At 37.3% G+C, this 25,927-nt stretch carries 21 protein-coding genes and 1 pseudogene; 9 read left to right on the top strand and 13 right to left on the bottom strand.

Annotated elements, in window-relative coordinates:
* The 5 genes from BM084_RS17650 to BM084_RS17630 all read right to left on the bottom strand — a co-directional run.
* The coding region (locus tag BM084_RS17650; protein ID WP_143083681.1) for a transposase at window positions 1-285 on the bottom strand (285 nt) is incomplete at its 3' end.
* A 90-nt stretch (window positions 286-375) separates the two neighbouring features.
* Window positions 376-1,212: an alpha/beta fold hydrolase gene (locus BM084_RS17645; protein WP_093306377.1), complete on the bottom strand. Its 837-nt coding sequence runs from the start codon at window positions 1,210-1,212 to the stop codon at window positions 376-378.
* A 193-nt stretch (window positions 1,213-1,405) separates the two neighbouring features.
* Window positions 1,406-2,026 carry an L-threonylcarbamoyladenylate synthase gene (locus tag BM084_RS17640; RefSeq protein WP_075326045.1) on the bottom strand — a complete coding sequence of 207 codons (621 nt, stop codon included), beginning with the start codon at window positions 2,024-2,026 and terminating at the stop codon, window positions 1,406-1,408.
* Window positions 2,027-2,091: 65 nt separating this feature from the next.
* Window positions 2,092-2,304 (bottom strand): hypervirulence associated TUDOR domain-containing protein, encoded by a 213-nt coding sequence (locus BM084_RS17635; protein ID WP_075326044.1) that lies wholly within the window; start codon window positions 2,302-2,304, stop codon window positions 2,092-2,094.
* Window positions 2,305-2,370: 66 nt separating this feature from the next.
* Window positions 2,371-4,692, bottom strand: a complete 2,322-nt coding sequence (locus tag BM084_RS17630) for an ATP-dependent helicase (RefSeq protein WP_075326043.1) — start codon at window positions 4,690-4,692, stop codon at window positions 2,371-2,373.
* Window positions 4,693-4,857: 165 nt separating this feature from the next.
* Here BM084_RS17630 and BM084_RS17625 point away from each other — a divergent pair, with 165 nt between their 5' ends.
* Genes BM084_RS17625 through BM084_RS17615 form a run of 3 tightly spaced genes read left to right on the top strand, consistent with a single transcriptional unit; the run spans window position 4,858 to window position 8,282 of the window.
* The gene (locus tag BM084_RS17625) at window positions 4,858-6,138 is read left to right on the top strand and encodes an amidohydrolase (protein WP_093306375.1); all 1,281 of its coding nucleotides are present in this window, start codon (window positions 4,858-4,860) and stop codon (window positions 6,136-6,138) included.
* A 3-nt stretch (window positions 6,139-6,141) separates the two neighbouring features.
* Complete coding sequence (locus BM084_RS17620; RefSeq protein WP_093306373.1) at window positions 6,142-7,764, top strand: FMN-binding glutamate synthase family protein; 1,623 nt, start codon at window positions 6,142-6,144, stop codon at window positions 7,762-7,764.
* Entirely contained in the window at window positions 7,761-8,282 is a 522-nt protein-coding gene (locus BM084_RS17615; RefSeq protein ID WP_093306371.1) for a DUF7935 family protein, read from the top strand. The genes BM084_RS17620 and BM084_RS17615 overlap by 4 nt, the downstream gene beginning before the upstream one ends.
* On the opposite strand, the gene BM084_RS17610 is transcribed toward BM084_RS17615, so the two are convergent.
* The 3 genes from BM084_RS17610 to BM084_RS17600 are packed head-to-tail and all read right to left on the bottom strand — an operon-like array spanning window position 8,279 to window position 12,221.
* Window positions 8,279-9,202: a patatin-like phospholipase family protein gene (locus tag BM084_RS17610; protein ID WP_075326039.1), complete on the bottom strand. Its 924-nt coding sequence runs from the start codon at window positions 9,200-9,202 to the stop codon at window positions 8,279-8,281. The genes BM084_RS17615 and BM084_RS17610 overlap by 4 nt on opposite strands.
* Entirely contained in the window at window positions 9,202-10,104 is a 903-nt protein-coding gene (locus tag BM084_RS17605) for a patatin-like phospholipase family protein (protein ID WP_075326038.1), read from the bottom strand. Before BM084_RS17605 ends, BM084_RS17610 begins: the two co-directional genes overlap by 1 nt.
* Window positions 10,104-12,221 (bottom strand): M1 family metallopeptidase, encoded by a 2,118-nt coding sequence (locus BM084_RS17600; RefSeq protein WP_093306369.1) that lies wholly within the window; start codon window positions 12,219-12,221, stop codon window positions 10,104-10,106. The genes BM084_RS17605 and BM084_RS17600 overlap by 1 nt, the downstream gene beginning before the upstream one ends.
* Before the next feature lie 119 nt (window positions 12,222-12,340).
* On the opposite strand from BM084_RS17600, the gene recG reads away from it, so the two are divergent.
* Together recG and pheT are read left to right on the top strand one after the other, a co-directional pair.
* Window positions 12,341-14,440: an ATP-dependent DNA helicase RecG gene (gene recG, locus BM084_RS17595; RefSeq protein WP_093306367.1), complete on the top strand. Its 2,100-nt coding sequence runs from the start codon at window positions 12,341-12,343 to the stop codon at window positions 14,438-14,440.
* Window positions 14,441-14,579: 139 nt separating this feature from the next.
* Window positions 14,580-17,006, top strand: coding sequence for a phenylalanine--tRNA ligase subunit beta (gene pheT, locus BM084_RS17590; RefSeq protein ID WP_093306365.1), 2,427 nt, complete (start codon window positions 14,580-14,582; stop codon window positions 17,004-17,006).
* Window positions 17,007-17,166: 160 nt separating this feature from the next.
* Here pheT and BM084_RS17585 read toward each other — a convergent pair whose 3' ends face one another.
* The gene (locus tag BM084_RS17585) at window positions 17,167-17,751 is read right to left on the bottom strand and encodes a DUF4136 domain-containing protein (protein WP_245764404.1); all 585 of its coding nucleotides are present in this window, start codon (window positions 17,749-17,751) and stop codon (window positions 17,167-17,169) included.
* A gap of 127 nt (window positions 17,752-17,878) precedes the next feature.
* A complete protein-coding gene (locus tag BM084_RS17580; protein ID WP_075326033.1) occupies window positions 17,879-18,433 on the bottom strand; it encodes a fasciclin domain-containing protein in 555 nt (184 codons plus the stop codon).
* Between the two features lie 220 nt (window positions 18,434-18,653).
* Here BM084_RS17580 and BM084_RS17575 point away from each other — a divergent pair, with 220 nt between their 5' ends.
* The 3 genes from BM084_RS17575 (at window position 18,654) to BM084_RS17565 (ending at window position 19,892) form a co-directional block, all read left to right on the top strand.
* Complete coding sequence (locus BM084_RS17575; protein WP_093306360.1) at window positions 18,654-19,382, top strand: hypothetical protein; 729 nt, start codon at window positions 18,654-18,656, stop codon at window positions 19,380-19,382.
* A gap of 77 nt (window positions 19,383-19,459) precedes the next feature.
* Entirely contained in the window at window positions 19,460-19,705 is a 246-nt protein-coding gene (locus tag BM084_RS17570) for a putative signal transducing protein (protein WP_075326031.1), read from the top strand.
* Window positions 19,698-19,892 carry a hypothetical protein gene (locus tag BM084_RS17565; protein WP_075326030.1) on the top strand — a complete coding sequence of 65 codons (195 nt, stop codon included), beginning with the start codon at window positions 19,698-19,700 and terminating at the stop codon, window positions 19,890-19,892. The genes BM084_RS17570 and BM084_RS17565 overlap by 8 nt, the downstream gene beginning before the upstream one ends.
* Before the next feature lie 98 nt (window positions 19,893-19,990).
* Here BM084_RS17565 and BM084_RS17560 read toward each other — a convergent pair whose 3' ends face one another.
* Window positions 19,991-21,001 (bottom strand): 3-oxoacyl-ACP synthase III family protein, encoded by a 1,011-nt coding sequence (locus tag BM084_RS17560; RefSeq protein ID WP_075326029.1) that lies wholly within the window; start codon window positions 20,999-21,001, stop codon window positions 19,991-19,993.
* Window positions 21,002-21,140: 139 nt separating this feature from the next.
* Here BM084_RS17560 and BM084_RS17555 point away from each other — a divergent pair.
* Window positions 21,141-23,600, top strand: a pseudogene (locus BM084_RS17555) (S9 family peptidase).
* A gap of 257 nt (window positions 23,601-23,857) precedes the next feature.
* Here the strand turns inward: BM084_RS17555 and BM084_RS17550 are convergent.
* Window positions 23,858-25,168, bottom strand: coding sequence for an ABC1 kinase family protein (locus tag BM084_RS17550; RefSeq protein ID WP_075326027.1), 1,311 nt, complete (start codon window positions 25,166-25,168; stop codon window positions 23,858-23,860).
* Window positions 25,169-25,190: 22 nt separating this feature from the next.
* Window positions 25,191-25,859: a TetR family transcriptional regulator C-terminal domain-containing protein gene (locus BM084_RS17545; protein ID WP_075326026.1), complete on the bottom strand. Its 669-nt coding sequence runs from the start codon at window positions 25,857-25,859 to the stop codon at window positions 25,191-25,193.
* Between the last annotated feature and the right edge of the window lie 68 nt (window positions 25,860-25,927).

The following is a 25,927-nucleotide window of genomic DNA, read 5'->3' as shown; positions in this document are numbered from 1 at the left end:
GAGCCACATAAAATGAATGTTCTCCAGAAGAGCCTGTTCTATCTTACGAGAGGAATACATATTGCGCAGGTACGCATAGATGATCACCTTAAGAAGCATCCGAGGATGGTAACTGGAAGTACCACCTCCTTTGTAACTTCGCTCCAGGTCAGCGATGTCGATTTGATCAATAATCGTATTGACGATTCTAACGGGATGATTTACAGGAACCAAATCATCATAACTGGGAGGTAAAAGACTTAACTGCGACTGGTTATAGGTCTTAAATACAACTTTAGCTTTCATTACATGAAAATAATAAAAACCTCAAAATAATCCAACAAGAAAGGCTGCCTTTTCAGACAGCCTCTTTTATTTTCTAACAGGTTGATAATATTATTTCTTTAAAAAGCGCAATAAGATCTCATTAAACTCCTTTTTGTGCGTCATCACCAGGCCGTGTGGTGCGCCTTTAATTACTTCAAAAGTATTATCCTTAACCAGATCTTTACTTTTCTTACCGGCAATATCTATTGGCACAATTTCATCATCATCTCCATGGACTATTAGCGTTGGTACATCAAACTGTTTTAGATCTTCTCTAAAATCTGTCAATCCAAAAGAATCTACACAATCTAGTGTGGCTTTAGCTGAAGCTTTACAAGCAATACTCCAGTCATAATGTTTCTGGTCTTCACTAATACGATCTTTATTTTTGCTGAAGTTGTAAAACTTATCACCAAACCCCGCTAAGAAACCTGCGCGGTCTTTTCTAATCTCCTCTTTAAAACCTTCAAAAACTTCTTTCTCAAGCCCATCAGGATTATCGTCTGTTTTCAGCATAAAAGGCGGCACAGCAGAGATCAAGGCAGCTTTTTCAATATTTGCAGTTCCATATTTTCCAATAAAGCGGGCTACTTCTCCTCCACCCATAGAGAAACCTACGAGAATTGTTTTTGAAAGTCCTAATACAGTGATAACATCGTTTAAATCTGAAGCCAAAGTATCGTAATCATAACCTTCCCAGGGTTTATCACTGTCGCCAAATCCTCGACGGTCATAGCTTATACATCTAAACCCCGCATCTACAATTTTCTCTACCTGGTATTCCCACATCCTATGACTTAAAGGCCAGCCGTGAATTAGAATCACCGGTTGCCCTTCGCCATAATCTTCATAGAAAAGTTTAATCTTATTTCCTTTCTCTTCGTTTTTAGTCTCTATATAATTCATTGCTTATTTTTTTATTAAGTTATGCACTAAAGCTTAGTCTAAAAAAATAAAGCCCGCATTTAGCAGGCTTTTAACGTGTTTTCAAAATTTTAACCAAGAACCCAGGGGAAACCTAGGAGGTATGAACTAGAAAACTATTTTATAATTTCGAGACCATTCTCGGGGAATTAAACCCTCAATGAGAGATTTAAAATTACATAATTTCAATACTTCCTTTTCCTTCCCTTATTACTTCAGGTTCAGAATTTGTAAGATCTATAACGGTAGAGGGAATATTGTCTCCATAACCACCATCAATTACCAAGTCTACGAGATGATCCCATTTTTCTTTAATTAATTCAGGATCTGTGGTATATTCTATTACTTCATCTTCATCGTAAATAGAGGTAGAAACAATCGGATTCCCCAAAGTGGCGACAATACTTTTACAAATCGCATTATCGGGCACCCTAATCCCTACTGTTTTTTTCTTTTTAAAGACATTTGGAAGGTTATTATTTCCGGGTAAAATAAACGTATAAGGGCCGGGAAGATTTCTTTTGAGCACTTTAAAAGTTGCAGAATCTATTTGTTTCACATAATCTGAAAGATTGCTTAAATCTTCACAAATAAAAGAGAAATTAGCCTTTTCAAGTTTTACGCCCTTGATCTGGGCGATTTTTTCTAATGCCGAGGTATTGGTTATATCGCACCCAAGACCATAAACAGTATCTGTTGGATAAATTATAAGCCCTCCTTTTCTTAGGACTTCTACTACTTTATTAATATGTTTCTGACTCGGATTTTCGTCATAAATTTTAAGTAATTCAGCCATAATTATAATTTTTTAGTAATTGAGAATTTACAAATTTTCGTGCAGATATTTTTGAAATAGACTAACTAATCTAATTTAGAAACTTCACTTTCCAGCTTCAGCACTTTACTTCCATCCTCCTGTTCTATAAAAAGTGCTTTATTGCCTTCTTCGCCTTTTCGGGTAATTTCACTTCCGGCTATTGTTTTGGTAATTTCTCTAGTGTAAGTTTCAGTTACTTTCCCTTTAGCCTTACCGTTTCCCCATTTCCAACTAACAGTGCTTCCTTCTTTAATCATTTTTTATTTTGAAGGTAAAAAGAAAGCCGCATGAAGCGGCTTTATATAACAGAAGTTTAACGAGTTCTAAGAGATCAATTTCAGCTTAGCAAATCTTAAAAGTAATTTTTTAATTCCTCCGTTTTCAAAATCAATTTCGGCTTTTTTATCCTGCCCTATCCCATCTATAGCAAGTACTTTTCCTTTTCCAAAACGCATATGCTCCACTACATTCCCAGCCTCGAGTTTTATAGCGTTTGTAGCTTTTTGAGGCTCGGGACTAGCGGGTTTTAATTTTCGAAGTTTTCTTAACTGAGATTCGCTTGGTTTATGCGCCGGAGGCGGAGTTCCCTTTTTAGGTTTACTCTGTCGAAGTTTGCTTTTATCAATATCATCCCCAAAAATATCAGTATCTATCAACGGTTTATATTTATAATCGTCCTGCGGAATCATATAATCCATATACTGCTCGTCTACTTCTTCAATAAACCTACTAGGTTCGGCATCTACAAGTTTCCCCCAGCGGTAACGTGACTGCGTATAGGTCAGGTAAGCCTGTTTTTCGGCCCGGGTAAGGGCTACATAAAACAAACGGCGCTCTTCTTCCAGTTCGCTTCGGGTATTCATACTCATTCCTGAAGGAAATAAATCTTCTTCTAAACCAACAATATATACATAAGGAAACTCCAGTCCTTTTGCCAGGTGAATGGTCATTAACGCCACGCGGTCGTCATCACCGGTATCTTTATCCATATCTGTAGCCAGGGCGACGTCTTCCAGAAATTCAGCTAAAGAACCATCAGCATCTGCCAGCTCTTTTTGGCCTTCTACAAAGTCTTTAATCCCGTTAAGTAACTCTTCAATATTTTCAATTCTGGCAATTCCTTCTGGAGTACCATCTTTCTTTAATTCCTGAACCAATCCTGTTTTTTTGGCTACAGTATCTGCAACAGTAAAGGCATCGGCATTTTCGGCTAAAATCGTGAAACTCTTAATCATATTCACGAAATTATTCAGCTTGGTCTGCGTACTTTTATTGATCTTTAGATCCAGATGATCTATATTCTCAATAATTTCAAAAATGGTTTTCCCATATTGATTTCCCGCAATGCTTAACCTATCCATCGTGGTTTGTCCAATTCCTCGAGCCGGATAATTAATTATCCGCTTTAAAGCTTCTTCATCTTTTGGGTTGATCAGCAATCTTAAATAAGACAGGACGTCTTTAATTTCTTTACGCTGGTAAAATGAAAGTCCACCATAAATTCTATACGGAATTTCCTTTTTTCTAAGCGCGTCTTCCATTGCCCTGCTTTGCGCGTTGGTTCTATAGAGAATGGCAAAATCGCCATTACTCATCTGATTTTGCATTCGGTTCTCAAAAATAGAACCGGCAACAAATCTTCCTTCTTCCCCATCAGTTAGCAGGCGATTCACCACAATTTTTGGCCCTTCATCATTTGCCGTCCAAACTATTTTTTCCAGTTTGGTTTTATTCTTTTCAATAATAGAGTTTGCCGCATTAACGATATTCTTGGTAGAACGGTAATTTTGCTCTAACCGGTACATTTGTACGTTATCATAATCCTTCTGGAAATTCAGGATATTATTAATATTTGCTCCGCGGAAAGCATAAATACTCTGCGCATCATCACCTACCACACATATATTCTGAAATTTATCTGAGAGTGCTTTTACAATTAAATACTGCGAATGATTGGTATCCTGGTACTCATCAACCAGAATATATCTAAAACGATTCTGGTATTTATGAAGCACTTCAGGAAAACGGTTTAACAGTTCATTGGTTTTGAGCAAAAGATCATCAAAATCCATCGCACCGGCTTTAAAGCAACGCTCCACATATTCCTGGTAAATTTCACCAAGACGCGGCTTTTTAGACATCGCATCGGCCTCTTTCAATTCCGGGTTTTGAAAATAAGCTTTTACGGTAATCAAACTATTTTTATAGGAAGAAATACGACTATAAACCTGCTTATATTTATAAACGTCTTTATCCAGGCGCATATCTTTAATAATCGCCCTGATCACGCTTTGAGAATCTTGAGTATCGTAAATGGTGAAGTTTGACGGATAACCCAATTTATCGGCTTCAAACCGTAAAATTTTAGCGAAAATTGAGTGAAAAGTACCCATCCAAAGGTTCTTCGCTTCACTGTTCCCTACAATCTTAGCGATACGGGTTTTCATTTCCCGGGCCGCCTTATTCGTAAAGGTTAAAGACAAAATATTAAAAGGATCTACACCCTGGCTCATAAGGTAAGCAATACGGTAAGTAAGCACCCGCGTTTTTCCAGATCCTGCTCCTGCAATCACAATCATTGCGCCATCCTTTTGCAGTACAGGCGCCCGTTGTGCATCATTTAATTCGGCTAAATAAGCTTCCAATCTCTTCAGTTTTTTAAATGCGTGAAATTAACCAAAATGATACAATTTATAAACCCGTAAACCTACTTTGTTTTAAACAAACTCAGATTAGCTTGGAGCAATTGTTTAAGTTTTTAATATCTTTAAAATTCTGCAATCCAAATTGAGCGCGAAATAAAATTTATTATGAAAAAAATTATATTCAGCCTGCTTGGGCTTTTCAGCTTCACTTTAGCGGCGCAGGAGATTAATCCCGAAATTATTTCGGCTGCTGAAGAAATAGAAGAACAGGTGATTGAGTGGCGAAGGGATTTTCATCAGCACCCTGAACTTTCCAACCGGGAAACCGAAACCGCTAAAAAAATTGCAGCTCATTTACAAAGTTGGGGAATTGAAACTACTACCGGAATAGCAAAAACCGGCGTGGTAGGAATTCTAAAAGGCAATAATGAAGGCAAAACCGTGGCTTTAAGAGCAGATATTGATGCGCTCCCAGTAACCGAAAGAAATGATCTCCCGTTTAAATCTGAAGTAAGAACAGAATTTTTAGGTTCAGAAACCGGGGTGATGCACGCCTGTGGTCACGATACTCACATCGCAATTATGATGGGTGTTGCTGAAGTGCTTTCAAAGCATAAAGATAAAATAAATGGTACGGTAAAGTTTATCTTCCAACCCGCAGAAGAGGGCCCGCCACCGGGAGAAGAAGGTGGTGCTTCCCTTATGGTTAAGGAGGGCGTTCTTAAAAATCCTGATGTAGATGCAATTTTCGGACTTCATATTAATTCGGAAACACCCGTGGGAACAATTCGTTATAAACCTGAAGGCACTATGGCTGCTGTAGAACGTTTTGTAATAAATGTAAAAGGAAAACAAACCCACGGATCTGCTCCCTGGAGCGGGACCGATCCTATTCTTATTTCAGCAAAAATTATAGATGGTTTGCAAACAATAATCAGCCGGGAATCTAAATTAGTAGATGCCGCTGCGGTAATTTCCGTAGGAAAAATTACCAGTGGCGTTCGCTTCAATATAATTCCTGAAACTGCCGAAATGATTGGTACAATAAGAACTCTTGATCCAGATATGAAAAAATTAATTCTGAAAAGAATGAACGAAATGGTTCCGGCGATTGCGAAAGCTTATGGCGGGGAAGCTGCTGTAGAAATTCAAAATAATACCGCCATTACATATAACGATCCTGAGCTTACCAGCAAAATGTTGCCGACATTACAGAAAGTCGCTGGAGAAGAAAATGTGGTTTTAGCCAAAGCAACAACCGGCGGGGAAGATTTCTCTTTCTTCCAGGAAGAAATTCCCGGGTTCTATTATTTCCTGGGTGGAAAACCTTTAGATTCCAATGAACCGGCACCCCACCACACTCCCGACTTTTTCATAGATGAAAGCGGAATGTTACTGGGTGTAAAAACAATGTCTCAACTGGCTATAGATTACCTAAACCAATAATTTATGGAAAGTATTTTAGATTTTTTTGGAAGTATTCCCTGGTGGGGATGGATTCTTATCGTTATTGTTTTAATTGCTATAAAAGATATCTTCTTTAGCCGTGCGCACACCATAAAACACAATTTTCCTGTGGTAGGGCATTTGCGGTATTTCCTGGAAGGAATTGGCCCGGAACTGCGGCAATATATCGTTGCCAGCAACCGGGAAGAATTACCGTTTAACCGGGTAGAACGAGGCTGGATTTATGCTTCAGCAAAAAATGAAAACAATTACGAAGGTTTTGGAACCGATCAGGATATTTTTTCAACGCATTATATTTTTATAAATAATGCGATGATTCCTTTTAAACTGGACGAAAAGCATCCCAACAGAATAGACCCTAATTTCATTGCCTGTGCAAAGGTGATGGGCGAATTTAACAAAAGAAAGCGTCCGTTTAGACCGGCCTCTATCATCAATGTTTCGGCAATGAGCTTTGGTTCACTTTCAGCCAGGGCAATAGAATCACTAAACGCAGGTTGTAAAGAAGCCGGAGCCTACCACAATACCGGGGAAGGCGGACTTTCGCAATATCACAAAAAAGGAGCCGATGTGGTTTTTCATTTTGGAACCGGATATTTTGGAGTTCGCGATGAAAATGGAAACTTTTCTATGGATAGAATGGTGGCGCTTGTAAAAGAGAATCCTCAAATCCGCGCTATTGAAATTAAACTTTCGCAGGGTGCAAAACCTGGAAAAGGCGGCGTGCTGCCTGCTTCAAAAATTACTAAAGAGATTTCTGAAATTAGGCACGTTCCTATGGGGCAGGACATCCTGTCCCCTCCAAATCATTCTGCTTTCGACAATATTCCAGAATTGGTAGATTTTATTGAAGATATCGCTGAAGCAACCGGACTTCCGGTAGGGATTAAATCGGCCGTGGGAAGGTTAAATCAATGGGAAGAACTTGCCGCTCTTATGGCAAAAACCAAACGAGGACCCGATTTTATTACTATTGACGGTGGCGAAGGCGGAACCGGGGCCGCGCCTCCAAGTTTTGCCGATCACGTTTCACTACCCTGGATTTACGCATTTACCGATGTTTACCAAATATTCCTAAATGAAGGGATTACCGATAGAATTGTCTTTATTGGAAGTGGAAAACTCGGGTTTCCTGCAAAAGCTGCAATGGCCTTTGCCCTGGGCGCAGATTGTATAAATGTAGCCAGGGAAGCAATGATGAGTATTGGCTGTATACAGGCGCAGGCCTGCCACAATAACACCTGCCCTACCGGCGTTGCTACACAAAACAAATGGTTGCAGGCGGGAATTAATGTAAAAGACAAGGCGCGACGGGTAAATTACTATTTTACCAAATTTAGAAAAGAACTTTTAGAGATTACACACGCCTGTGGTTACGAGCACCCCGCACAGTTTACTATGGACGATGTAGAGATAAATTTAAGCGATAAGAACCTGGCAAAAACCCTGGCCATCACTTTTGCATATCACAAAGAAAAAGTACCTTTCGACGGTATTCAAACACATATGGATAGCCCACATCTTGGTGGAATTCATAAGCAAAAAGAAGTAACCACTAAAGAAGCCGAAACCGAAGAAACTGCACCCCATAATAAGAACGAATGAACCAGATAGAACTTTCCCAAATACTTTTAGCTATTTTACCGGCTTTAATTGTTGGTATAGTAGCTTTTTATTTTTTTAGTTCCTATAACAAAAATGAAGAAAACAGAAGACGCTTTCTTTTACATAGAGAAAATCAGAAAACTTCGCTTCCTTTAAAGTTGCAGGCTTACGAAAGGATGACGTTATTTTTAGAAAGAATTTCACCCGGAAAAATTTTATTTAGGGTAAAGCCGAATTCTAATGATAAAGAAGCTTATGAGCGGGCATTAATAAATACCATTGAACAGGAATTTGAACATAACCTTGCGCAACAAATCTATCTTTCGGTTGAATGTTGGGATTATATTAAAACGGCTAAAAACGCTACTATTGGTATCATTAGAAAGGCTAACCAACAGGAAGGAGTTACTGATGCCGATAAATTAAGAGAAATAATTTTGAAGAATTTAATGGAAAAACAATCTCCTACTGAAGCTGCGATCGCTTACTTAAAAAATGAAGTAAAACGCTTCATTTAAAACAATCCGAAGAAACTTTTGCGTTTGGTTGCCAGAAATTGCAAATGCTTTTCCTTGGCGTGATCGTAACCTTGCTGCCACCATTCCCCCATTAATTTTTTATTAAAAACCAGTGAGTTTTCGGTCAATTTTGTTGGCGTGTAATAGGTATTTAGTTTTACTTTTTTGTTTAAAGCCGCTAGTTTGCCCTCTACAATATCGTGGTATTCTACCTGGTCCAGTAAAAATCCAAAAAGATTGATCATTAACGAAAATGGATTTTTCCCCAGAACCTTATTATACTCCATATTTTCGGCTTCAAGAATAATCGCATCAACTTCTGTTGCGCCGCGTTTTATGGCTTCCCGTATAGGTACCACGCAACCAAGTCCGCCATCGGCATATTCAAATCCGTCTTTATTAGCAAGGCTCATAAATGGAATATAATTACAACTTATCCAAATCCAGTCGCAAAAATCTTCGTAAGAAAAATCGTTAATCGACTTATATTCTACGCGGTTTTTAGATAAATTGGAAACTGTTACAATTACATCTTCAACCTGGTTTTTAAGCTTACTAAAATCTTCTTCAGAAAAATTTCTTTTTATATGTTTTCTAAGGTTTTGGCTTTCTCCAAAAGTTCTTTTCTTCCGCACAAACTGCCAGAACATATTAAAGTAATTGATGGTCACATACTCCCTTCCTTCTTTTCGTTTAACTACAAAAGGATTTATGCTAAAAATCTTACGCTGGTTTACATTGGTGTAGATCTCGTAAACCTTATCTATATTTCCCATCGCGAGATGCGGAATAAGCAAGCTCCCGGTTGAAGTACCAAGAAACAAATCGTATTTCTTGCCCTCTTCCTGAATTAAATATTGAGCAACGCCTCCTGCGAAGGCGCCTTTACTGCCCCCGCCAGATATTACCAGTGCACGCATTAAGGTTCAATTTGATTAATTTCCTCGCTTTTTTCTTCGGCAAACTTATAACCGCTTTTCCACCAGGATTTCATTTGCTTTTCATCAAAAATAAGGGAATTGGTAGTCAATACCGTAGGGGTGTAGTAAAAATTTATAGTTACATTTTTATTGGCTGCCGCAAATTTCCCTATTTTAATATTCTGAGATTCGATCCTGTCCAACATAAACCGAAACAAATTAGTAATGAGTCCAAAAACGTTTTTAGAAGGCATCCTATTATAAAAAGTAGCTTCAGTTTGTAAAATAATCGCATCAATATGGGTAGCGCCTCTTTTTATTGCTTCTTCAATTGGGACCATCGTTCCCAGCCCACCATCGGCATATTCGCAACCATTTTTTTGCACAAGACTCATAAAAGGCGTGTAATTACAGGAAATCCAGATCCATTCACAAAACTCCTCGTATTCAAAATCTTTAATCGATTTATATTCTACCGTATTTAAAGAAATATTAGAAACCGTTACCACAATATCCTTTTTCGCGGCTTGTAAACTTAAGAATTCTTCTTTGGTTAAAGTGGCTTCAATAAGTTTTTTAAGGTTTTTACTTTCACCAAAAGTCTTTTTTCCTTTTAGAAAATTTAGAAGTACGTTTAAGTGATTTATGCTAATTTGATCGTAGCCGTGACGTCTTTTTATAAGAAAAGGGCGATTACTAAAGATACTACTTTGATTTACCGTAGTATAAATGTTTTTTATTTTTTCACACTTATTTAAAGCAAGATGAGAAATAAGTAAACTCCCCGTAGAAGTTCCTAAATATAGTTCGTAATCGCGCTGTAATTCTTCAATTAAATACTGGGCTACCCCACCGGCAAAAGCGCCTTTACTGCCTCCTCCCGATATTACCAATGCCCTCATTAATTGAGTTTTGTTTGCAAATAATCCTGTTCTTTTTGAGAAAGACTATCCTTTAAAGCTAAGAATTTCTTACGATATTCTTCGTTTTTAAGCAGCTCATTTAATAACTGCCTGGAATAATTTCTAAACCTGTAAGTTGGGTGCTGGGTTCCCTGCATCAAGTCCAGCAGGTTTTGATTGGTAAAACTATTTATCTGGTATAAATAGCCAAAAGCATTCTCCCTTACTTCAATTGGAAAATGGGTAGCGGTATAACCCGAAAGCTCATTATATGTTTCCTGTTGTTTCTCAGGTTCGTAATTTGGTGTCACCAGGTTTAAGGTAAGCCAGAGCATTCGTACATTTTTATTGGTAAATCCTTCGATTCCCTTGGTCTGATCTAAATAGGTGGAAACTTCTTGGGGAAAATTCATCCATAATTTAAGCAGAGCGGCTTCTTTAGTAACATAGGATTCATCCTTGAGCAGAGATTCAAATTTTGATTTTAATTCCTGCGGAATTCTCTCCATACTGGTGGCAATAGCCTGGCGAACGTAAATATTGTTTGTTTCAAATGCTTTTTTGTAAAGATTTATAGCTCCGGCAGAAGTTTCACCTTCTAATTGATAAACCACTTCCTGGCCGGTATAATCGCTTACCGGGAAATCGAGTTCTGCACTTAAAAGTTCTTCCTTTTTTTCTATAGGTGTTTCTCGCAGTGCCAGAATATTTAAATGATTTTGAATAAAATCTGAATTCTTTAAAGAATTTAGAGCCGCAAACCCCTGAAAAGCGGTTTGGTTTAACCATTTCGCCATAAAGTCAGATAAGCTAACATTGGCAGCGGCTTCAACCTCAGCAATAAAATTCTCTGTAGTAGCGGTTTGAAACTTGTAGCGTTCCAAATAATTTTTCACCGCTTTTTTAAACGCCCCATCTCCCACTCGCTCACGCAAAATATGCAAAACCCAGGCTCCTTTTTGATAATAGGTTAAGGATGTTGCCCTAGCTTTGGTAACCGGTTCACCTTTTCCGCTATCGCTTATTTCTTTCAGTTTTTCACCAGATTCATAAAGTTGCCAGTAATAGTAATCATCTCCAAAGATTTCACGTTCGGCCAGCAGCGCGTAATAAGTAGAAAATCCTTCGTGTAGCCAGTGATCGTTATTCGTTTCAGCGGTCACCAAATTTCCAAACCATTGGTGGGCCAGTTCGTGTGCATTGACGCTCACATAATTTCGGTCTGTAAAACCTATCGAATCGGTAATAAAAGCGTGGTCAAAAATAGTAGCCGTAGTATTTTCCATTCCAGAATATAGAAAATCGCGTACCGGTGCCTGCTTGTAATTTTGCCACGGATATGCTACCCCAATTTCAGTTTCGAGAAAGTCGAAAATCTCTTTACTGTGCCTATAAGTCGGTTCCATATTTTTCTTTTCTGAAACCGGCATATAAAACTGTAAAGAAACCCCTGAAGCAGATTTCTTTTCTTCCACAACATAATTTGCCGCTGCAAAAGCCAGTAAATAACTGCTCATAGGCTGTTGCATATCAAAATTCCAACTTTTTAAAGAATCACTAACCGATGTACCAGAAAGTTTTCCGTTGGCCATCACTTCTAAATCATTCGGAAAATGATACGTGATATCAAATTCTACTTTTTCCCGCTGATCGTCAAAAGAAGGCAACCAATTAGACGTGTATTTCCCCTGTCCCTGTGTCCATATTTGTTTGGGAGCCGTTATAGAATCGTCTATATCCCAATTTATAAAGTATACCGCTTCTTTTGGTTTAACAGAATATTTAAGTTGAAGAGAATTATTTTCTGATGGATTTATTTCATTTTTCATCCAAATACGGGTTCCGGAATTCCTGAAGTTTTTTTGTTCCCCGTTCAGCAAAACCTCATCAAAATTCATATTACGCGCATCAACATAGAAGGAATCGATGCTTTTTAAAATTTCGAACTCGTAATTAATCTCGCCCGAAACCTCTTTATTTACCGGATCTACAAAAATTTCTGCATCAGCTTTTATAAAATCTATATTTTCAACTTGATTAAGGGAATCTGCAATGGGAGCCTGGCTATAAAAGTTCCAGCTACAGCAAAAAAGGAGGGCGATAAATGAATATTTCATACTAAAAAACTACAGGGCACAAATTACAAAAACTGGATAAATTTAATCGCTGAAAATTTCAGGTTTAATTTTTAAGTGAAATTCAGCCTAAAAAACCTGATTTTAATATCTTCGTTTGCATGAACGCCAATATTTTGCAAACACCCATAGATTATCTAAAAGGGGTAGGTCCAAACCGCGCCGATCTACTGCGGAAGGAACTTGGCATTCACACCTACCAGGATCTATTAAATTTATTTCCAAACCGTTACCTGGACAAAACCCGTTTTTATAAAATAAACGAGTTGCAAAGAAACTCGGCTGAAGTGCAGGTGGTGGGCAAAATCACCCATATAAGAAGTGTAGAACAAAAACGCGGCAAGCGCCTGGTAGCCGATTTTATTGATGATACCGGAAAAATGGAACTGGTTTGGTTTCGTGGCCAAAAATGGATTCGGGAGAATTTAAAGATCAACACACCTTATGTTATTTTTGGAAAAACCAATTGGTTTAACGGTCTTTTTAGTATGCCGCATCCGGAAATGGAACCGGTAGAGGAATATAAAAAGCAACTGCGTACCGCGATGCAGCCAATTTATCCTTCTACAGAAAAATTAGCAAAATCAGGCATTACCAACCGGGTTATCAATAAACTGATGCAGCAACTTTTTATTGAAACCAAAGGGAAATTCTACGATACGCTTTCTGAAGAAATCACTTCAGAATTAAAACTGATCCCAAAGGCAGAAGCCGTATTTAATATTCATTTTCCGCAGAGCCAGGAACTGCTGGCTAAAGCACAATTCCGCTTAAAATTTGAAGAACTATTTTATATTCAGCTGCAATTGTTGATTAAAAATATGCTTCAGAAGCAAAAAATAAAAGGTTTTGTTTTTGAAGAAATTGGGCAGAATTTCAGTGAATTCTATAAAAACCATCTTCCTTTTGAACTTACGGGTGCTCAAAAACGAGTAATTAAAGAAATTAGAGCCGATCTTGGCAGCGGTGCGCAAATGAACCGTTTGCTGCAGGGCGATGTAGGCTCAGGAAAAACCATTGTGGCCTTAATGTCTATGTTTATTGCGCTAGATAATGGTTTCCAGGCCTGCCTAATGGCACCTACAGAAATTCTCGCCATTCAGCATTATAACGGTCTAGTAGAACTTTGCGAAAACCTGGACACCAGTATTTATTTACTTACCGGTTCTTCCAAAACTAAAGCCCGCCGCGAAATTCACGAAAAGCTTGAAAATGGGGAAATAGATATTCTAATTGGTACTCACGCTTTGCTGGAAGACAAAGTAAAATTTAAAAATTTAGGGCTGGCAGTTATAGATGAACAACATCGTTTTGGCGTAGCGCAACGGGCCAAATTATGGCGAAAAAACCAGGTGCCACCCCATATTTTAGTGATGACCGCTACTCCAATTCCAAGAACCTTAGCGATGAGTCTTTATGGCGATTTAGACATTTCGGTAATAGATGAATTACCACCCGGCAGAAAACCAATTAAAACCGTACATCGTTATGACAGCAACCGACTTAAAGTTTTCGCTTTTATAAAAGATGAAATAAAAAAAGGTCGGCAGGTATATATCGTTTATCCATTGATCCAGGAATCGGAAAAAATGGATTATAAAGATTTAATGGATGGTTATGAAAGTATTGCCCGGGAGTTTCCAGATAAGCAAATTTCTATAGTTCATGGCCAGATGAAATCGGACGCCAAAGATTATGAAATGGAGCGTTTTGTACGAGGCGAAACTCAAATTATGGTCGCCACCACTGTAATTGAAGTTGGAGTAAATGTCCCAAATGCCAGTGTCATGATTATTGAAAGTGCCGAACGATTTGGGCTTTCACAGCTTCACCAGCTGAGAGGACGTGTAGGCCGTGGTGCCGAACAGAGTTTCTGTATTTTAATGACGGGTCACAAATTATCTAACGACAGTAAAACCAGGTTGGAAACCATGACCGCAACCAACGACGGATTTGAGATTGCCGAGGTTGATTTAAAATTACGAGGCCCCGGCGATATTATGGGCACCCAGCAAAGCGGTGTTTTAAATTTAAAGATCGCCGATATTGTTAAGGATAATGACATCCTAAAATTGGCGCGACATCACGCTATGAAGATTTTAAAAGAGGATTCTAACCTCTCTATGGAAAAGAATAAAGTGCTTCGTTTTACTTACGCGCAGGTGGCAAAACATAAAAATATCTGGAATTATATTAGCTAGACTTAAGGTTTAAAAAAATGATGAATCTTCTTCCTCATTCTTAATTCTCACATTTCTTAAAATAAGGCATAAAATTAAAATTTGAAATTATGCCAAAACTATTCGTAATACTATCTTTGCGAACTGAAAATATTGAGACATGAAAATTTCATATAACTGGCTTAAACAATTTATTAAACTTCCCGAAGATTCGGAGAAAACGGGAGAATTACTCACCGATCTTGGCCTTGAAGTAGAAGGACTACAGCCTTTTCAAAGCATTAAAGGTGGTCTTGAAGGTATTGTTGTGGGCCACGTGCTGGAATGTAAAAGTCATCCAAATGCTGATAAGCTACAACTTACTAACGTAGATCTAGGAAATGGCGAGCACGTACAAATTGTTTGCGGTGCACCCAATATTGGTGCTGGGCAAAAAGTTCCTGTAGCGACTATTGGTACAACTCTCTATGATGAAAAAGGTGAAGCCTGGCCAATTAAGAAAGGTAAAATTAGAGGTGAAGCCAGTTACGGGATGATTTGCTCTGAAAAAGAACTTGGCCTGGGACAAAGCCATGAAGGAATTATGGTGATGCAAGACGACCTAATTCCCGGAACTCCTGTTGCCGAAATTTTTGATGTTGAAAACGACCAGGTTTTTGAAATTGGTCTTACTCCAAACCGTGCCGATGCAATGAGCCACTGGGGCGTTGCCAGAGATCTAAAAGCCGGTTACACCCAACAAGGAAGGAATTTAGAACTAATCACCCCTTCAGTTAGTAGTTTTCATGTAGACAACAGAAGTTTAAAAGTACAGATACAGGTAGAAGATTCGGCGCTGGCACCGAGATATTGCGGCGTTACTATATCCGGGCTTAAAGTAGAAGAATCACCAAAATGGCTTCAGAATAGATTAAAAGCGATAGGTCTTGGCCCAAAAAACAACGTGGTAGATGCTACCAATTACGTGATGCACGAGCTTGGGCAACCGCTACACGCATTTGATGCTGCAAAAATTGCCGGTAATGAAATCAATGTAAAAACCCTGGAAAAAGGAACGAAATTTACCACTTTGGATGAAGTAGAGAGAGAGCTTCACGAAGAAGATTTAATGATTTGTGATGCCGAAAAACCGCTTTGTATTGCAGGAGTTTTTGGCGGTGCTACCAGCGGGGTAACCCAGGCTACCACCCAAATCTTTTTAGAAAGCGCTTATTTTAACCCGGTGAGCGTTAGAAAAACGGCAAAAAGACACGGTTTAAATACCGATGCTTCTTTTAGATTTGAACGAGGAATTGACCCCAACATTACTGAATATGCTTTAAAACGCGCTGCACTTTTAATTACAGAAATTGCCGGCGGCGAAGTAACCAGTGATATTGATGATCTTTATCCTAAGAAAATTGAAGATTTCCAGGTTTTCCTAACCTTTGATAAAGTGAATAAACTAATTGGGGAAAATCTTGAAGAAGAAACTATAAAATCTATCCTTGCGTCGCTTGAAATTAGGGTAAACAATGTTACCGAAACCGGGATGGGACTTACCATTCCTTCTTATCGCGTAGACGTGCAGCGGGAAGCCGATGTAATAGAGGAGATTTTAAGAGTTTATGGCTATAACAATATTAAATTTGGCGAAAAACTAAATGCTTCAGTTGCTAATTCTTCAAAGTATGAAGATTATAAACTTCAAAATATAATTGCCAACCAGTTGGTGGGTCAGGGTTTTTATGAAACCATGGCCAATTCTTTAACTACACCGGCTTATTCTGGATTGAGTGAGCAAATTAAAGAATCTCAGAATGTTCAAATGCTAAATCCGTTAAGTCAGGATTTATCTGTTTTGAGACAATCTATGTTATATTCGGGACTGGAGTCTGTGAGTTATAACATTAACAGGAAACGCAGTGATCTTAAATTATTTGAATTCGGGAAAACGTATCACGATTTTAATGGAAGCCGTGTAGAAAACAAACACCTCTCCATTTTTATTAGTGGAAACCGAAATGCCGAACGTTGGAATTCAGTTTCTGCCAGAACAGATTTCTTTTTATTGAAAGGAGTAATTCAGTCAATTTTTCAAAGATTTGGAATTGAAAATTTAAAGCCTTCCGCAGTAAAATCTGATGTATTTTCTGAAGGACTTATATTTTCTTCAGCAAAAAACAATCTGGTTTCTTTTGGAGTGATTCGCAAAAAGGTTTTAAAGCATTTTGATATTGAGCAGGAAGTACTTTATGCCGATATTAACTGGGATGCTTTACTGGACGTTGTAAAATCCAGGAAAACTAATTTTAGCGCAATTCCTAAATATCCGGCCGTAAGACGTGATTTTGCCTTATTACTGAATAATAATATTTCTTACGATCAAATTGAAGAAATAGCCTTAAAAACAGAGAAAAAACTCTTAAAAGAAGTTGATCTTTTTGATGTTTACCAGGGAAAAAATCTTCCCGAAGGCAAGAAAAGTTACGCTGTGAGTTTTAAATTTCAGGATGAACACAAAACTCTAACCGATAAGCAGGTAGATAAAATGATGAAAAAGCTTCAGCAAAGTTTTGAAGAAGAACTTAAGGCTGAGTTGAGGTAATTATATAAAATTGGCTGTTTAAATTTCCATCTTACGTCAACCTGAATTTATTTCAGGTTCTAACTTGAATTAAGTTTCAATTTAGCTTAGACTCTGAAACAAGTTCAGAGTGACGTTAGGAGCATTTAAACAGCCAATTTCTATTTTTAGCTAAGATAAACTATGGAAATTTTTTAAAGATTTCATCTACATAATTTCTTAGATCTCTTTCTAATCTTCTTGACCCAATTTCCTCATCGGCGGTTCCACGCCATAAGATTTGATTGGTTCTGCGGTCTATAAAATCTATAACAATAGATTTTTCTTTATAAGGTATTTGTCTAATGGCACCATCGGCTCCAATACGCTGAATCGTAAAATAATTCTCGTAGGTATAATCTTCATAATATGGCCCTATATAAAGTCCCGGACGATAATATGAGAAATTTGTATACACAGGATTCGCATTTACATCTACCTTTTCATCAAACATAGTGTGCACATAGACTAACACATCGGGTTGACGATTATCTATTGCAAAATCTTCGCTAGCCATATTATTGTTTATGGTAGAGATAATCACCTCGTGTACACGGTCATTATTATAATCCCGATTCAAAATAGTGTCCTGATTTGGCAAATAAGAATAGGTATCGTAATTTTTTAATTTTTTGGAAGAATCTTTAGAAATATTGCTTCCAGAGCCGCAAGACATCAAAAAAGCAGCCGCCATAATTGTGGTAATTAAAAGTTTCAATTTCTTCATAAGTTTCAAATTTAAATGAAAATAAGTTTTACTTTATAATTAAAAAAAGGATCTTTCCTAATTGATATTTAATTAACAAACAAAAGCGGCCATTTAGGCCGCTCTTAAGTTTTCTTTCAATAGCAATTTATTTCCCCGGTAATACTACAGTATCAATTACGTGAATAACCCCGTTTGACTGGTTCACATTTGCAATAGTTACAGTTGCAACATTCCCTGAAGCGTCTTTAAGCTTTACTTTACCATCTTCCATCATAGCATAAAGTTTTGCACCGCTTACCGTTTCAAAAGTGGCTTTACCATCAGCCTCTTTAATTGCCGCTACCACATCGTTAGCACTAAAATTCCCAGCTATTACGTGGTATGTAAGTACTGCTTGTAGTTTAGCTTTATTCTCTGGCTTTAGTAAAGTTTCCACGGTTCCAGAAGGTAGTTTTTCAAATGCCGCATTTGTGGGAGCAAATACGGTAAAAGGACCATCGCCCTGTAAAGTCTCTACCAAACCGGCAGCTTTTACTGCTGCAACGAGGGTGGTATGATCTTTAGATTGTGAAGCATTTTCCACAATATTCTTGCTGGGGTACATTTCTGCACCACCAACCATTGTAGATCCGTTTTGGGCCATTAAAGTCCCTCCAATAAATAGGAAACAAAGAATTCCTAAGTGTTTTAATTTTCTCATAACAATTATTTTTAAGTGATTTATTAGATAAAATCTGTTCTGCGAATATTTATTCAGAAAACCTAATTATCCAACTTTTGTCTAATTTAATTCTATTTTAGTTAAACAATTTCTAAATTTAACCAATTATGAAAGGTTTAACATGCATTCGGTTAAAAAAATGGATTGCATGAATCATCTTAATTACTTAATTTAGTGAAAGATGCTAAAGAAAAAGAAAATGAAGTTGAAGTTAGGCTTGCGCCGCACTAATCTGGAAGAGCAGTTATATAAATCCCGAAAACAAAGAGTTTCTTCTGAAAATATTCTGCAACAGGTTCAGGAAATCTTTGAACAGGAAACCACTAAGGACGATAATATTCTAAAAGAGATTCAAGGTGGAAATTCTGGAAACAACCATTTTAATCTTGATTTATTAGAAAGCTCTAGAATTTTTCATCTCTCAGATATTGAAAAACTATGTATTGATTATCGCCTACGCTTCTTAGACAGCAGTTATTTTAAAGGTAAAATTCCTTATGAAGCCGTGAGCAGGATTAAGGCTATAGAAAAGGAACAACAAATTACCCTGAAAGGTTTTAAAATAGTTGCGCCATCTAAACTTTTTAAACTGGAAAATGCTGACGATCCCTTACTTTTCGCTCCCATGGGGAACGATTATTTTTACCTAATACATAAATGGGGCAACGACCTACATCGATTGAGAAAATTATTAATGTGGCCGTTTAGACATCTTGAGAATTTTGTTGGCTTCTTGCTTGTGCTTAGCTTTGTAATTGCACTTTTAATTCCCGACGGACTTTTCTCACCACAGCAAACCACTACCCAGTTTTTTTTGATCTTTTTCTTTGTTTTTAAATGGGTGGCAGGACTTTCAATTTTCTATGGCTTCAAAAAAGGAAAGAATTTTAGTTCGGCTATTTGGCGAAGTAAATATTATAACGCATAGAACGTTAAACTCAGTATAAAATACACATTAAGCTATATTGTTATTTGTATTTTAGATAGGACTAAAAACTATTAATTATGAGTTTAGACGAATCTTACGAAAGAGTATATACGGGTTCGGAGCCCAATGTGCAATATTTGCAGGAATTATTTGATAAAGCCAATATTTCTTCCCGGGTTAGAAACGATTTTGATTCAGGATTACGAGCCGGATTTGGCGGAGGCCTACGAGGACAGGTGCAACTTTTTGTAGTTAAAAATCATTACGACGAAGCCTTGAAAATAGCTAAAACCACCTTCCCAAAAGATTATACAGATGAGTAACCTCAACGAAGGAGGAAGACGTAATAAATGGTATTTAATACTGGGAATTCTATTTCTGGTTTATGGAGTTTATAGACTCTATTCACACCTATCTGCAGAAGAAACCGATAATTTTGGCTCGGTACTCGCGGTTGGTTTTATAGTTTTTGGACTTTACGACCTGTTCCGATATTTCAGGAAAGTTTGAATCAATTTTTCAGAAGAAATTTCTATAAGAATTTAGAAAATAAAAAAGGTTATTTCGCGCAACGAAATAACCTTTTTTAATCTTAGTAATTAATATTCTTACCAGCTAATTACAGCACTTGCCCAGGTAAATCCGCTCCCAAAAGCTGCAAGAACCACTATATCTTCATTTTTAATTTTGCCCTGTTCCCAGGCTTCGCATAAAGCAATAGGAATAGAAGCTGCAGTAGTGTTCCCGTATTTCTGAATATTATTATGCACCTGCTCGTCACTCAATTTAAATTTTTGCTGAACATATTGTGATATACGCAAATTTGCCTGGTGCGGAATTAACATATCAATATCTTTCACTTCAAGTCCGTTCGCTTTTAGACCTTCCATAATAACTTCAGAAAAACGCTGAATGGCATTTTTAAATACAAATTGCCCATTCATATATGGATAATAAGGAATATCGTCTCCCTGTGGGTTTTCAGCAATAATTTCAGGAACCCAGTGCTCTGTACTTGGGCCTTTTAAAGAAAGTTCTAAAGCGTGTTTTCCTTCAGAATGTAAGTGTGTAGAAAGTATTCCCTCTCCATTATGGTCGCTTCGGGTTAAAACCACTGCTCCTGCTCCATCTCCAAAAATCACTGAAACAGACCGGCCACGTGTGGTAAAATCGAGTCCACCGCTATGGTTTTCACTTCCAATAACCAAAACGTTTTTATACATTCCGGTTTTAATAAATTGATCGGCAGTAGAAAGTGCATAGATGAAACCGCTGCATTGGTTTCTCACATCTAATGCCGGGCAGGTTTTTATATCTAACATTTCCTGAACCTGAACCCCACAACCAGGAAAATAATAATCTGGACTTAGGGTTGCAAAAACTATTAGGTCTATATCGTCTTTATCTATTTTAGCACGTTCAATAGCAATTTTAGCGGCTTTTACGCCCATTTTAGCGGTAGAATTACCGTCGCCTTTTTTTATATGTCGGCGTTCTTTGATACCTGTTCTTTCCTGGATCCATTCATCGTTGGTATCCATTCTTTTAGCCAAATCATCATTAGTAACAACATTTTCTGGCACGTAACTCCCAACTCCGGCTATTTTAGATTGATACATATTCTATTGTTTAGTATATTTAGACCTTATTGAATTTAAATTTAAGCATTTAATAAAAAATGGGTCCGCAATATACTAAAGATTAGCATGACTGCGATTATGACGCATTTTTATTTTCATTTCCTAAAACCACAAATTTATGAGAAAAATTATTTTAAGCATTTTTAGCCTATTGCTAAGTTTGCCCACGCTTTTTGCCCAGGAAAATTTAACTTACCAGAAACCGCCACAGGAGATCCTGAATTTGGTAGATGTACCCCTGGCGCCTTCTACAATTTTAGATAGTGATGGGGAAATGATGATCTTTTTATATCGCGACCAATATAAATCTATTGCTGAATTAAGCGAAGAAGAATTGAGACTGGGCGGATTAAGAATTAACCCTGTAACTAATATTAGCAGCCGTGCAACTTATTATAACAATCTTGAATTAAAAGAAATTGAAGCCGAAACACCAACCCAGGTAAAGGGCCTGCCTGAAAATCCTAGGTTATCAAATTTCAGCTGGTCTCCAGACGAATCCAGGATCGCTTTTACCCATACTACAAATACCGGCGTAGAACTTTGGGTATTAGATATTGAAAATGCACAAGCGAGAAAATTAACCGATGCAAACCTAAACGCAAATATGCGTGATGTTATTAACTGGTTTAAAGACAACTCGTCCGTTTTAGTAAAAATGCTTCCAGAGGATCGTAAAGATTTAATTGATCCCGAGACCGCAGTTCCAACCGGACCAACAATTTCTGTGAGTGATGGGAAAGAAGCTCAGAACCGTACTTACCAGGATTTACTTAAAAATCCTAATGATGAATATAATTTTGAACAATTAGCGCGTTCAGAATTGGTGAAAATTAATTTAGACGGTACTTCCGAAAAATGGATGGATGCCAAAATGTATAGCAGCGTTTCCTTCTCTCCCAATGGAGAATATGTGATGGTTAATCATATCAAAAAACCTTTTTCCTACCTGGTACCTTATTATAGATTCCCTTCAGAAACTAATATTTATAAAGTTTCAGGAGAATTGGTAAACCAGGTAAACGACGAACCGCTATTAGAAGATCTTCCGCAAGGTTTTATGTCTACTCAAACCGGGAGAAGAAGCGTGCAATGGAGAAACGACAAACCGGCAAGCCTGGTTTATGTAAAAGCTTTGGATGAAGGTGATCCGGAGGTAGAAGTAGATTATAGAGATGAGGTTTTTGTTTTGGAAGCTCCGTTTAAGGGTGAAGGAAAATCTATTTTAAAAACAAAAGATCGTTTTTCTGGAATTACGTGGGGAAATGATGAAATTGCTCTTGCTGATGATTACTGGTGGAATACAAGAAATACCTGAACTTATGTATTTAATCCATCTGATGCATCAGAAGAACCTGAAGTTATTTTTGACAGAAATTACCAGGATAGATATAGCGATCCCGGGCGATTTGTAACCACTAAAAATGAATTTGGGCAAAATGTATTAAAATTAGACGGAGAAGATGCTTTTTTACTTGGCGCAGGTTATAGTGAAGAAGGTCAGTTTCCATTTGCCGATAAAATAGATCTGGAAAATGGTGAAACTGAACGTTTATACCAATCTGAATACAACGATAAAAAAGAAACTCTTGTAGAAGCATTAGATATTGAAGATGGGGAAATCCTGGTAAGAATAGAATCGGCTACCGAATATCCTAATTATTACATTAGGGATATAGACGATAAAGAAGACTTAACACAAATCACTTCTTTTGAAAATCCTTTTAAAAGTCTTAAGAATGTAAGTAAAGAGGTGATTACGTACGAGCGCGAAGATGGCCTGGAATTAAACGGAACGCTTTATCTTCCGGCAGGTTTTGATAAAGAAAACCCCGAAGAACATCCTATGATTGTTTGGGCTTACCCAAGAGAATACAAGGATAAAAATTCAGCTTCGCAAAATACTTCCAACGCCAACGATTTCACTTATCCTTATTATGGATCGCCAATCTACTGGGTAAATCGAGGTTATGTGGTATTAGATGATGCGTCTTTTCCAATTATAGGGGAAGGTAATGAACAACCAAACGATAGTTTTAGAGAACAATTAGTGGCAAATGGAAAGGCTGCAATAGATGCCGTAGCTGAAAAAGGTTATGTAGATCGTGATCGTGTGGCCGTGGGTGGCCACAGTTATGGTGCATTTATGACGGCAAACCTTTTATCACATTCCAATCTTTTTGCAGCGGGAATTGCCAGAAGTGGTGCTTATAACAGAACGCTAACTCCATTTGGTTTCCAAAGTGAAGAAAGAAACTACTGGGAAGCACCAGAAGTATATTATAATATGTCTCCTTTTATGCACGCCGATAAAATGAAGACTCCACTATTATTAATTCACGGGGAAGCCGATAATAATTCAGGGACTTACCCAATGCAGAGTGAACGTTATTTTAATGCGCTAAAAGGGCTGGGAGCAACAGCTCGCCTGGTGATGCTACCAAAAGAAAGCCACGGCTATAGCGCAAAAGAATCTGTTTTGCACGTGCTTTGGGAACAAGACCAATGGTTAGAGAAATATGTAAAAAACAGAGAAGAATCTGGAAACATTGAAACTTCAGCAGAATTAAAAGACTAAAATTCTAAATTATAGCCAACTTTTTAGGCTGTTTGAGAGATGTTTTTTTCCGTCAGGCTGAACTGGTTCAGCTTCTAACATGAGTACAGTAATCAACTTGTTAGATCCTGAAATAAATTCAGGATGACGTTTTTAAAACCTTCTCAAACAGCTTTTTTATTTCACAAAGTCAATTAGGTTTAAAAATAGGAAAAGCGCCATTACCAGAGATGGTAATAACGCTTTTCCACAACCTAACCAATAAATAAAACCAACAATTATGACATGTAATCGCGGAACTTGTTAACCTCGATCTTCGCTTCCAGATCGTGCAATAAATTATATAAACCGAAAAATGTTCTATTAATATAAAGGAAATGCTTACTGCCTCTATTCCCATTCATTTTTCGTAATTCTGTGTCTTTACTATACTTTTCACTCAATGCTGTAATTGAATTCCAAAAGGTTTCATCGGCAAAATCAAAAGTTTCTTCGTGAAACGGGCTTGTAAATAAATTCAGCATTTGGTAAAATAATTCTGAAAAATATTTGATTTCCCGTTCAGAATCATCCTCCCTTAATATTTCCAGTTCAAATAATTTCTCGTTGAAAAATTCAGGATTATTAATATTTTCCTTTTTTGCCAATTCAAAATATGGCACATAAAAATCTTCAGGAACCTGCTTTATGCAACCAAAATCTATAGCAATAAGGTTTGCATCTTTATCAATTAGAAAATTCCCTGGGTGAGGATCGGCGTGTACTTCCTTCAATCTATGCATTTGGTACATATAAAAGTCCCAAAGCGCCTGCCCTACCTTATTAGCTTTCTCCTGATCTTTATTTTCTTTCGCAAATTCACTTAGATGCTTTCCATCCATCCAATCCATCGTGATAATTCGCTCACTGGATAAATCTTCGTAATATTTTGGAAATTTTAAGTTTGGAATATGCGCACAGGCTTCAGAAATTTCCTTACTCTGTTTTACTTCCAAAATATAATCGGTTTCCTCAAGTAATTTTCCTTCTACTTCCTTAAAATATTTAGCGGAATCCTTACCCTGAAGATTAAACATTCTGGTAGCAATAGGTTTAACCATCGCCAAATCTGAACTTATACTATCTGCCACGCCGGGATATTGAATTTTCACAGCAAGTTTTTTCCCATCTTTTTCGGCTCTATGAACCTGGCCAATACTGGCCGCATTCACAGAATCTGAAGCAAATCTATCGTACAACTCTTCAGGGTAAGCTCCGTTATATTTTTTAAAAGTTTTTCTCACCAAAGGCGCTGAGAGTGGCGGCACACTAAATTGTGCCAGGCTAAATTTCTCAACATAAGCGTTTGGTAAAAGGCTTTTTTCCATAGAAAGCATTTGGGCTACTTTTAGCGCGCTTCCTTTTAAACTTTTTAGGCTGTCGTAAATATCATCGGCATTGCTTTGGTCTAATTCATCGCGGGTAAGCTCAGAATCAAAAGCTCTTTTACTGTAATATTTAAGGTAATTGCCTCCCAACTTTACTCCGGTTTGCACCAGTTTTGAAGTTCGGCCAATTTTGCCTGTGGGTATTTTATCTATAGTTTTCATGATAATTTGGGGTAGACTTTAATTAAGCCATTTTTTCTTTCCAGAGGAATTTTCCTAAATCTATAACCCGTTCCAGCGGGGTATTATCGAAAACATCAAAAACAGTGTTTACAGATTTCTCTATTGCAACATCGGTGCTTTCGAATTGAGGAGAATTATCGTCCATCCAAAATTTCATTAAAAACATCAATTGTACCCAGGTTGCTTCAGAAAATATTCTCTCTGATTGTTGTAAAGCTGATATTGCTTTTTCTGAATTTTCATCCTGAATAAGTTCCGTTGCAAAAGATTTCACGTTCTTTCTTAATCCTTTTAACTGCTGTAGGTTTTTTAACTGACTTTCATGTTCTTTTAATGAGAACAAAACGTAACTCCTATTTGCAGTAAGTATTTCGAAAAAGGTGTAATAGAAAGTGAGCATTTTTTCCCTGTTGGAAAAACTGTCAAATTCAGGACTTTTATTAATCACATTCATAGTATGCTCATAAAACCGCTCCCAAATTCCCTTCTGTAAACCTTCAAAACTTCCGTAGAAATTATAAAATTCCTCTTCTTTGATCTTATTCTCCTTACAAAATTTATAAACCGTTTTAGGACGCTTCTCTTCTTCCAATACATAGTCCATATACATCGCAATAAGCTTGTCTTTATCTAAAACTTTCCTGGTTGTATTTTTTTTAGCTGTAACCATAATTTTTATTTCTTTTTCAAAGATACACTTTTGTTTAAGTTTTAATTCATAATATTAAACAAAATGTT

The sequence above is a fragment of the Salegentibacter agarivorans genome, from assembly GCF_900113135.1.
Lineage (GTDB): Bacteria > Bacteroidota > Bacteroidia > Flavobacteriales > Flavobacteriaceae > Salegentibacter > Salegentibacter agarivorans.
Note: the sequence above shows the minus strand (reverse complement) of the source record. Positions and strands in the feature narration are given on the sequence as shown.